Below are 9,877 nucleotides of genomic sequence, written 5' to 3' on the forward strand. Positions count from 1 at the left end.
AAGGGCGCGGAAAGTCTGCCCACGTGCCCGGCGGCTCGTGGGGCGCAAAGAATTTGAGTGGCTACTAGGCGCCGCGGGCGCGGGCTGCGTGCCGGCGACGACGAAATACATCTCGGTCTGCCGCGGCCTGCGCGGCCAGGGCCTCTGCCTCGCTGTTCGAGGGTTTGTCAGTCGATTCGACAGTCGTTTCGGTCTCCGACTGGGCAGCAGGTTGCACATCGGGTTCGAGATCGACCCGCGTATCACCTTCAGCTTCGGCTTTGGGAGCGGCCGGCTTCTTCGCGGCGGCCAGCTTGCGAAGCGTCGCATCCATCGTGGCGACGCGGTCTGCCATGCCCGCCTTCACCGCCTTCTTGTCCTTTTCGGTTCGGCCCTGGCCGAAACCCCCAACGACATCGGCGACCTCGACACCGCGGCCGCGCGCCACTGCCATCGTAAAATCGGAGTAGTAGGCATCGATCTGGTCTTGGATTGCTTTCGATGCCTCATCGTTGAGCGGCTCGAACTGGTTGCCTTCAACCTTGAATTTGCCGGCAGAGATGAAGGTGAACTTGAAACCGTCCATCTCGGCGGCCTTCGAGACGTCGCGATGCAGCGCGTAGACGCCGATCGAGCCGACCTGGCCGCCGGGGGTGACGACAATCTCATCGCAGGAGCACGCGATCCAGTAGGCGGCCGAAGCGGCAAGGCTGTTGACCTGAGCGACAACAGGCTTCTGGCCGCGAGCGTTGAAGATCTCGTCGGCCAGGACCTGGACCCCGTTAACATTCCCGCCCGGGCTGTCGATGTTGAGGACGATCGCCTTCACGTTCGGGTCGTTCAGCGCCGATCGGAAGCTCGAAAGTACGCGCTCCGTCGAGGTGCCGCCGGGGCCGCTGATGTCGTCGACCTGGCGCGCATGCTGCGCGATGATCCCGAAGACTGAGATCACCGCAATGACTGATGGGCCGCCGGCGCCACCCTCGGCGCGAGCCTCCGCTGCGGATGGTCCCAGCGTATCGGAATCGAGTAGCGAAACCACACCGTTCGGTTCGCGGTCGCCTTTGATGCCAGCGATCTCGTCCGCGGAAAGTCTGACGCCCTCGACGCGACGCTCTATGACTTCCGCGATCGCCTCCAGACGATCGGGCATAATCGCCCAGGGATGCTGCAGGACCGCGGCACGCAGGTGCGGGAACCTAGTTGGCATCGGCTTGCTCCGTGGTGTCTTCGATTTTGGGACCACCGTTGTGGCCGATTAGCGCGGACCCGTTCGGCGGCTGACCATCGCCCCGTGGCACATCTTGCGAAGTTGTCGTGTTGGTCGGCACCAACGGCTCATCAAGGCCGTCGATCGGGTTGTAGCCGAGTGCGGCGCGAGCCTCGTTGCGGGTGAGGATGCCGTTGAGGACCGTCCTCGAGTAGAAGTCGGCCAAGGCACGGGAATCGCCCTTGATCAGTGGCTCGACGTCGAACTGCGCCTCGTAGATGTTCGGCGCCAGGATGAGATCGCGGCGGATCGCCCCGGTCCAGCAGCCCAACCATGGCATGAGGTTGTTGCGAACAAAGGCCAGCATGATGGCCTCAACGCCGGTACCCCACGAACTCGTCTTCGTCATATGATGAAGCAGGACGAGCGGGACGTCGAACCAGCGCGCGATCTCCTCGATCTGGAATTCGCGCGTCTGAATGAACTGGGCCTCCTCGGCATCGAGGCTGATCGGATCGAATTTGGCGCCCTGCTCAAGGATCGGCGTCTTCATGGCGTTGTGGATGCCGCCAAAACTGGCGTTCCATTGCGCCTTGAAGCGGTCGAACGCGGCGTCACTCATCGTCTTTTCAACGGTGACCACACCGGACGGGCGAGCCCCGTTCGAGAACATCCGAGCGCCATGCTCTTCGGCCGCCAGTGCGAGCCCGATAGTCTCCCTGGCGTAGGTCACCGGGCTGATGCCGACGAGACCACCAGGCGCGATATGGCTCCGGACGTGGAAGACCTCGTCCTGGAGCAGGCGACGGGTTCCCTTGACCGGATCGGAAACCGTGTAGCGGATGGTTTGGTCTGGCAGTCTGTCGACGAGAACCCGATCCGGGTGGATGGGCTCCAAACTATCGGCAAAACCCCGGGGGCCGGAGACGATCTCGGCATAAGCGTTGCCGCGCAGCGCGAGATGCATCATCATCATCGCCTTGAAATCCCAGGCGGATTGCCAAGAGTTCGGCTGGTACTCCAGGAGATCGTTCAGCGGATGGTTGGGTGCCTCGTATGTTTTCCCGGTTGCGGGTTCCTTTCGGTACATCCGTAGCGGCAAAGTCGCCACCGTCTTCGAGAGCAGGCCGATGCAGGCATAAGCGGCGGATACGCGCATCGCGCCATCGGGCGTGACGCGACGGCCCGCGTTGCTCATGCTCGAGACCGCACCATCGTACCAGCGGTCGTCGTCCGCAGGCCAAGCGCCGCCGCCACTCGATGCCTTAACGCCACCGAGTACGGTCGAAAAGAGACCCATCGTCAGTTACCGCCGCGCAGCGTGCCGATCACGGCGAGGCCGACAAGGATGCTGCCGGCGACCATGAACCCCGCCGGCGCGTAGTGCAGCCAGGCGCCGTAGCCGGCCAGGACGGCGCCGCAAACGCCGACGACCTCGCGGATGGTCTGCCGATCGATCTTTATCCCGGGCCCGGCTTCATCGTTCTTCGGCATGTCAGGCGATCCTCAATCCGCGTTCTTCGTAAACCGACCTGCCGGCCTGTGGGTTCAAGCCCATCAGCACCTTCGCATGGAGAACCGCCATCAACGGGTCGATCTTGGCGGAGCCGGAGACCTGCTTGTCGATCGACACCGCGTTGCCGTGTTGAACGGTCTTCGCGTTGCCGACAGCGAAACTCATCAGAGCGCTGCCGTTGTGGGTGATGACGCCGCCGGCGAGATCTCGCTCGGTGTCCTTGATGGCGCCGTTCAGCTTCCAGCCCTGCGGAATGCCGATGATCCGATCCTTTTCGATCGGACTTTCATCGCCGGTTTCCGGGTGTGGGCTCGTCAGCGCCTTGGTGATGGCGGCGACGCCGAAGGAGTCGACGCCGATCGCGTTCTCGTCTGCCATTTTGCCGGAGGCGTGAACCTCGAGCACGTTATCGGCCAGCTGGTAGACGTCATCACCGGGCAGCTGAACGAATGTGAGTTCATGCAAGCCGGCGAGCTCGTCGAGTTTTGAGGCGATTTCGGTTCGGCGCTGCTTTACGATCTCGTGGGCCCAGGCGTGGCACCACAGCAGCAGCTTTCCGGTTCCGATCTCTCGGCCGAGGACGGCGAGGCCAAGCAGATCGTCGAGGCCGCCGCCGTCGATCCCGATCGTGATCACCTCGGACCGGCGGATTACTTCCTGCAGCGTCAGGGTGCGATCGACATTCGAGGCCCCGGTCTTCTGGTTGCCGAGCCAGAATTCTGCGCCGGCCCAGCTCCCCGACTTGAGACCGAGGCCGGCCTCAATGTTGAAGTGCTTCGAGACGAAGAGGCTGAGTGAGGCGGTCCCCTCGAGCTCTTTCTTCTTCAGCTCCGTGGTCAGCCATTGCAGGTCCACCGAGTAGCCGAGACTTGGGTTCGGGATGTGCCAGGTCTTGGCGTCACGCCAGGCCTGGGCCTTCACCATCTCGTCCGGGTACTCATAGATCAGCGGTAGCGAGGTGGGGTCGTCAATCTTCCCGTCGCGGATGCCACGATGATAGAGCAGCTTCTGGCTGAAGACCCCTGTCGGCGGGTCATCGCTCTGCGTGGTCGCATAGATGGTGAAGCCTTCTGGCCTCGATGCTTGTGAGCCGGTGACCTCTGACAGCACGTTGGCCGAGGAAGCCTTCTTGCCGAAGAGCCAGAGCTCGTCGACGAAGGAGCTGATCGCCTTCTGCCCGCCGACGACATCGGCATCGGCCGACTTCACCGCTAGCACGGCGCCATCGAGCCGGTTCGTGATTTCCCGCGTCGAATCACTTGGCTTGAAGCGCTTGTAGAGCGCGTCGTCCTCGGTGATCATGCCGTGCGCCGGCAGGAAGCTGTTATCGGCGACGTCCTTCGTCGGCGCCAGGATCAGATACTCGCCCATGGCGCGCTGGTTCATAATCAGCGCGGTGACCATGATGCCGGCGGCGATCGTCGACTTCGCGTTCTTTTTGCTGATCAGGATTAGGAATTCCCGGATCAACTGGCGTTTCGCCGCGCTGTCATGCGCGCCAAACACCACCCAGACGAGATCGAAGATCCACTGAGGGCAGACCTCGCCCAGCGTTGGTTTCCCGATGATGTCCTTCACCTTCAGCCGCTTGAAGATGCGTAGCGCCTTCTCTGCGCGGAGCTTGTCGATCGGCAACCCATCCGGGATGAGGGACCGGCCGGCAATGATGCGGGCCTCCCAGTCGAGACACGCCGTCGACCATTGCATCAGTTCGGCTTCGTGCCCGGGATAGGCGCGAGATCCTCACCCCATTCGGAATTCGTGCCGGCGTGAAAGGCGTCCTCGCGTTGGACTTCCTTCTTGCCGCGCTTCGGCGACCTGGTGGCGACCGGTTGGGGTGCCGTGGGGCCAGCTTGCTTCTGCTTGTCGTCGAACTCGGCCGCGGCGCCGGCGAGGCGCGTCATCTCCTCGAGGCGTTTCTGCGCGGTGACGTTGCCGCCTCGCGCACTTTTGTAGAGTAGGCCGATGACCTCGCGCCGGCGGTGAGAGAACCCATTGTCGAGTTCATCGGCGCAATGCTTGCGCAACGTGTCGGCGTCGATGCCCAGCGACCGCGCAATGGTGGCCTCGCTCTCTCCGCATGACCGCATCTCTTCCACGGTACGCCGGATCGCCGCCGTCGGCTTCCACTGCGGCCTTCCTCGTTTCGCCATGCTTTTTCGGTCACTTTCGGCAAATCAGCCGGTTTTTATGGGCGGCGGAAAAAATTTCGTGAACATGAGCCCCGAGCGGTTCGACCCCCGAAAGGCCCTAGAGATTCGATACCCCCCGCCCTTGACGGCGAGGATCAGCTGGCCGGAAGATCGGTGGGGCTGAAGGAGATCGGACCAAATGCAATATTTCATTACGCTGGACGGCCATATGATCGCACCCCCTTTCGACGCGCTTGAGGGGGCGAAAGCAAGGGCCGATGAGCACATCGTATCGACCGCGGCCGAGGTGGCAATCGACTGCTATCCGCGCCAGTCGACGGTAGAGATGCGAACGGTCCGATACGATCGCAGTACGGAACAGTGGGAGAGTTAATATCGCTCTTTCATCCGTTTGACTCGAGCGGCGGCGGTCTTCAGGGTGTGATGCCGCCCACAAAGGCACTGCCCATTGGCGACGACGAGGGGTGCACCACCATCCTTGCGCTCGATGATGTGGTCGGCGAAGAGGCGTGATGGTGCCGATGTAGGGCAGCGACGACCATCATCGATGGCTTCGCATCTATGGTTGGAACGACGCAGGACGGCTTCACGCCACGCCCTATGTTGAGGGGTGAGCAGCTCGGCGTCTGCCTTCTTCGCTGCTGGCATCGCGGTCCTCGTGTCGAGCTGACGGACCTGGGGGCCGATCTGCTTCGCCATGCTGGTGGTGACCTCTACGGTAGCGATCCCCTGACGGACAGGAGCTCGCGCAAGCGAGCGCTCTTCTCTTCTACGGTTCTTGATATAGAGCCAGCCTTGAGAACGTAGAGCTCTATGACGGCGGCAGCGCGCTTTCGCGCTCGCCGTCAGGCTGCACTCATCAGAACTTGGCGTCTACGCGAGGGGAGGGAGGCGCGAAGAAGTGCACGAATTCAGGGCATTAAGGGAAATCACGAATTGTGTCGTCTCTGGCCGTACCCAAATGTACCCGGAATGTACCCCGCCGGCGTACCCATTTCGACGGACACATAAGGGTCTGCGGGGCAGACGACCCGAAGGCGTGTCCCCGTCGGTGTACCCTCGCACGAGACGATTTCCCTTGACGGTTTTCCAACTGCACAAGGATTCGCGGTGGACATATCGGCGAGCGGGATTGTTTTAGCCCGAGTGGCGTGCTTCGTTGCCACCCGAAAAAGGGAGGTGAATATGGCCGATCACAATGTGAACGATCTCGCGATTGCTAGTCTTGCGCTAAACGTGGAGTTGTTGAAACACTTGGAGTCTGTCGGTGTCGTACGGAACGATGCTGCCGGGCTGCTCCTTACAAGCGCAATAGCCAATACCAGTCCAGAGCACCGAGCAGCGGTGGCCGCAATCTTCACCGATATGCTTCCATCTAAGCTCGGCTCTTAGCCCGCTTCCGGTTCGCCCTCTCCAAGCGCTTCGCCAGGGCGGTGATCTCATCTCTGGTGGGGTAGCGAGGGCGGGCGCCTGGCTCGATCGAGCTGCGGATACCATCGATTTCGAGGGTGGCAGACGTCTCGGAAGATACCATTTGTGATGCGGTTTCTGGCTCGATTTCGGCAACGTCGTCAATGGCTTGCTCGAAGCAGGGAACTTTGGCTTGCTCCAAATGCTCCGCTATGGCTTGGCAAATACGGGATATCGTCCAGCGAAGCGTCCGGGTTTTGATCCCTTCCCGCGAGGCGAAATCGTCGAGGAATTTCCCCTTCCGGGCCTTCGTCCAGGCCCAAGCGTAGAGAAGACGCCGATCCGACTCGGATTGCAACGCGTTTATCCAGCCCCAGGTTTCCATCATCCGGGTCAGCGCACCGGGGGAGGGCCGGATCCTGATCTTCATGGCGCGGGGATAGTGCGGGATGTACTCGGGCCATGCGGAGCCGACGCCACCGCCGACATTGGGTGTCAGCATGAGTGTCTCCGCGGCTTCAAGGACGCGGTATTCGACGGCTTTGGCGGTCCAAGCCCCCATCAACCCCACCAAACCATTACCGCGATCCCGAAAAGGCCGATCGGTATTGAAAGGATGATCATCGTTGAAGCTTTAGACCAGCTTCCACCCGGATCATTGCCCTCCGATACCCACCTGGCCCCGCGGAAGCCGCCCTCAAGGGCCAAGTACCACGAAACCGCAACGCAAACCGCGCCCACCACTTCCATTTTGGTCATCACGCCGCCCTCCGATCCCCAGCGACTATACCATCGGCCAGCCTAACCGCCAGCAGCACCCGCATGACGTGCGCCAGCGGCAGCCCTAGGGCGAGTTGTCGGGCCTGATGCCGGATCTCGGCGAGGCTGATCCGATCGAACTGCTCGAACAGGGCGCCGCCGCGCGCCTCGATCGCGGGGTTCGCCACCAGCGAGGACACCGCCTGGATGGTCTCCGAATAAAGCTCCGCCGCGTTTTCATAGGTCTCCACGATGAGGCGCAGCGTCAGCGCGAGATGGGCTTCGCCATGCCGTTGCCCAATCTTCTTCAGCGTCTTTTTAGCGTAGCACTCCCGCGGCCGGCGCTGGCGCCAGGCGTGGGCGTCAGGGTCGACGAGGCGAACCCCGCATTGTTCGGCGACGCGCCAAATATCGCAACGGTGCTTCATCGCCGGCGCACCTCCACCGGGACGACGCGGCCGTCGACGACGACACCACCAAGGGCTTCGATCTGAAGGGCGGCCTGCTCGGCGGCGCGGTGCTCGTGGAACCGCTTGGCGCCGAGAACGTCAGGGGCAGCCGGCTGATCCGGCCTGAAGTGCAGGGCGAGCTTGGCGGCTTTGACGGCCGCTGTCGCCGAGGCGAAGCGCTGCGGCTTGCCGTCGGCACCATCCAGCAGGATGTCGGGGGCGCCGTCACGTCGATAGGCGGCGCAATAGTAGGCGCCGAAGCCGATTGCTTCCACGCGCAGCGGGGGTACAGGGCAGGGTACATTTTCCGGTGTTTTGGGTACATTTTGGGTACAAGGCCGCGATGGGGGGCCACGGAGCACATCCTGCGCATCCCCCACAATCCTTTGCACCGCAAGGCTTTGCTTGGAAATTGCCGAAATATGGCTGGGTACATTGATGGGTACATCCTTGCTCATAACTGGATGTCCCCGTCGGCGAGCTCTTGCATCGCCGCCAAGGTCTGCTTGGCATCCTGCCGCGGTGGTTCGATCTCCGTGCTGTTCCTCGTCCTGAAGCCCGGGATCGGGCGACCGGTGAGCCAGATGAACCGATCGGCGCGACCGATGAACTTGCGGCCGTAGAAGGCCTCGCCTGCGCGCTTCAGCGCCGACTTGATGCGCTCCCGCTGCTTCTTCTCATCTTCATCGTCGACGAAGGTGAGCTTCTCGAACTCGGCTCGCCAGTGCTTGAACAGCACCACGGATTTGATGCTGCGAGGGAGCTTGAGGATCTCGGGGGTGTCTTCGCCGAACTGCTCCAGGGCAAACATCAGGGCCTGCATCGCGATGTGCTGCTGGTCGGTCAGCCGCTTGTCGTCATTGGTCTCCGGGCTCTGCCCGCCTGGAGGAGCGCAAACCACGGAGGTCAGCGGCTTCCCGTTCGGCCGGGTTCCGAGGACGACCTGCTTCAGGATGAAGTCCCAGCCATGACCGCGTTCGCCATCCTTGTTCTTCTGGACGGTGGCGCGGTGGATCTGGCGGATCAGCTGAGTGCCGTCGGCACGCTGGCCCACATCGAGGCGCTGTGTGATTTCGAGCTCGATGGCATTGTCGACGTTGGCGAACAGCGAGGAGTGGCCCCGGGGATTGTTCCCGTTCCGCGGCTTGTGGTGGACCATGAGAACGGAGGTCCGGCATTCGTCGCGGATCCGCTCCAGGTTGGTGAGCACCACGGACATGTCGGTGGAGGCGTTCTCGTTGGCGCCGGGCGTCGCCGTCGCCAGGGTGTCGATGACGACGAGCTCGAGCGGAACGGTGAAGGTCTCCGACCACGCCTTGATCTCGGCAATAAGGGCATCGGTGCCGCGGCTGGTTTCGACATCCTGCTCCCCGGGTTTGGCGAAGAGATCGACGCGGGATGGCAGCAGGACGAAGTCGACACGTTCGCCGGGCTCCATGTAGGTCTGCCGGTAGGCGCGGAGGCGCTGTTTTACACCGATGCCACCTTCGCCGGCCTGGTAGATGACGCCACCTCGTCTGACCTCCTTGCCGTTGAAGGGGACGCCGCGGTCCACCGCCATCGCCATGTCGATGGCCTCGAAGCTTTTGCCGGATCCGGATTCACCGTAGATCACGGCGACCTCATGCCGGGTCAGGATGTCCTCGATGAGGTATTCGTGCTCCTGGCCGACTTCATCAAGCCGGTCCCAGGTGACGGCGCCGAACCGCGACTTCGGTGGTTCCTTCGTCCATGGTCGGGCGTGCTGATCGACGATGTCGAAGAGATCCGTGGGGTCACCACCAGCCTGCACCCAATCCCAGATATCGCCTTTTTCCGGAACATCGGGCCAAAACGACCGGATATCGAGCATCATGACCGACGCCGCGATCTCCTTCATTCGGGAACCGACGATCTGCATGTGCATCCTGCCGGCGTCGTCGTTGTCCGGGATCTGGATGATGTGGGCGCCGCGCAGCTGCTCCGCATGATAGGGCGTCCACTTCTTGGCGCCACCGGCGTTGCAGGTCGCCGCGATCCCGGCTTGCCAAAGGGCATCCGCCTTTTTCTCGCCCTCGACGAGGTAGATCGCTTGACCCATGCTGATCGCCTCGGCGACCTCCGGCCAGCGGTATAGCGGCAGCTGCGAGATACCGTCGAACTCGCGGCGCTCCTTCATTCCCCATTTGTCGAAGGTCTTGGAATCGTATCGGGTCCAATTCTGGCCGGGCCCCTTCCGCATGTATTCGCCGTCGAGGAGGCCGTTGATCCACACGTCCTTCTCCTCGGCGAAGCGGCGACGCTGCGCGAAGGTCTTATCGATTTTGCCGTGCTTGTTGAGGCGCCAGGTCCCATCGGACTGCTTGTACTGCATCCGGGCGACCTGGAAGACGAGGTTGCCGTCGGCGTCGGTGTAGTCGTA

The 9,877-nt window shown here is 62.4% G+C and carries 11 protein-coding genes; 1 reads left to right on the top strand and 10 read right to left on the bottom strand.

All coding sequences use genetic code 11. The annotated features are described in order from the left end of the window. Positions 1 to 64 precede the first annotated feature (64 nt). The 5 genes from FJ443_RS20035 to FJ443_RS20055 are packed head-to-tail and all read right to left on the bottom strand — an operon-like array spanning position 65 to position 4,858. Positions 65 to 1,189 (bottom strand): S49 family peptidase, encoded by a 1,125-nt coding sequence (locus FJ443_RS20035; protein ID WP_140665506.1) that lies wholly within the window; start codon positions 1,187 to 1,189, stop codon positions 65 to 67. Then, on the bottom strand, positions 1,179 to 2,489 hold the full coding sequence (locus tag FJ443_RS20040) for a phage portal protein (protein WP_140665509.1): 1,311 nt from the start codon (positions 2,487 to 2,489) through the stop codon (positions 1,179 to 1,181). Before FJ443_RS20040 ends, FJ443_RS20035 begins: the two co-directional genes overlap by 11 nt. Positions 2,490 to 2,491: 2 nt before the next feature. Further along, complete coding sequence (locus tag FJ443_RS20045) at positions 2,492 to 2,683, bottom strand: hypothetical protein (protein WP_140665512.1); 192 nt, start codon at positions 2,681 to 2,683, stop codon at positions 2,492 to 2,494. A gap of 1 nt (position 2,684) precedes the next feature. After that, the gene (locus tag FJ443_RS20050) at positions 2,685 to 4,412 is read right to left on the bottom strand and encodes a terminase large subunit (RefSeq protein ID WP_140665515.1); all 1,728 of its coding nucleotides are present in this window, start codon (positions 4,410 to 4,412) and stop codon (positions 2,685 to 2,687) included. Next, positions 4,412 to 4,858, bottom strand: a complete 447-nt coding sequence (locus tag FJ443_RS20055; protein WP_140665518.1) for a hypothetical protein — start codon at positions 4,856 to 4,858, stop codon at positions 4,412 to 4,414. Before FJ443_RS20055 ends, FJ443_RS20050 begins: the two co-directional genes overlap by 1 nt. A 178-nt stretch (positions 4,859 to 5,036) precedes the next feature. Between FJ443_RS20055 and FJ443_RS20060 the strand changes: the two genes are divergently transcribed. Further along, positions 5,037 to 5,231 (top strand): hypothetical protein, encoded by a 195-nt coding sequence (locus tag FJ443_RS20060; RefSeq protein WP_140665520.1) that lies wholly within the window; start codon positions 5,037 to 5,039, stop codon positions 5,229 to 5,231. On the opposite strand, the gene FJ443_RS20065 is transcribed toward FJ443_RS20060, so the two are convergent. The 5 genes from FJ443_RS20065 to FJ443_RS20085 form a co-directional block, all read right to left on the bottom strand. Beyond that, entirely contained in the window at positions 5,228 to 5,557 is a 330-nt protein-coding gene (locus FJ443_RS20065; RefSeq protein WP_140665523.1) for an HNH endonuclease signature motif containing protein, read from the bottom strand. The genes FJ443_RS20060 and FJ443_RS20065 overlap by 4 nt on opposite strands. Positions 5,558 to 6,233: 676 nt before the next feature. Beyond that, a complete protein-coding gene (locus FJ443_RS20070; protein WP_140665526.1) occupies positions 6,234 to 6,770 on the bottom strand; it encodes a DUF6362 family protein in 537 nt (178 codons plus the stop codon). A 256-nt stretch (positions 6,771 to 7,026) separates the two neighbouring features. Further along, positions 7,027 to 7,455, bottom strand: a complete 429-nt coding sequence (locus FJ443_RS20075) for a hypothetical protein (protein WP_140665529.1) — start codon at positions 7,453 to 7,455, stop codon at positions 7,027 to 7,029. After that, a complete protein-coding gene (locus FJ443_RS20080) occupies positions 7,452 to 7,934 on the bottom strand; it encodes a hypothetical protein (RefSeq protein WP_140665531.1) in 483 nt (160 codons plus the stop codon). Before FJ443_RS20080 ends, FJ443_RS20075 begins: the two co-directional genes overlap by 4 nt. Further along, positions 7,931 to 9,877, bottom strand: a 1,947-nt coding sequence (locus FJ443_RS20085) for an AAA family ATPase (RefSeq protein WP_140665534.1), incomplete at its 5' end; no start/stop codon positions are given. The genes FJ443_RS20080 and FJ443_RS20085, both read right to left, overlap by 4 nt.

The organism is Mesorhizobium sp. B2-6-1 (assembly GCF_006440475.1).
Taxonomy (GTDB): domain Bacteria; phylum Pseudomonadota; class Alphaproteobacteria; order Rhizobiales; family Rhizobiaceae; genus Mesorhizobium.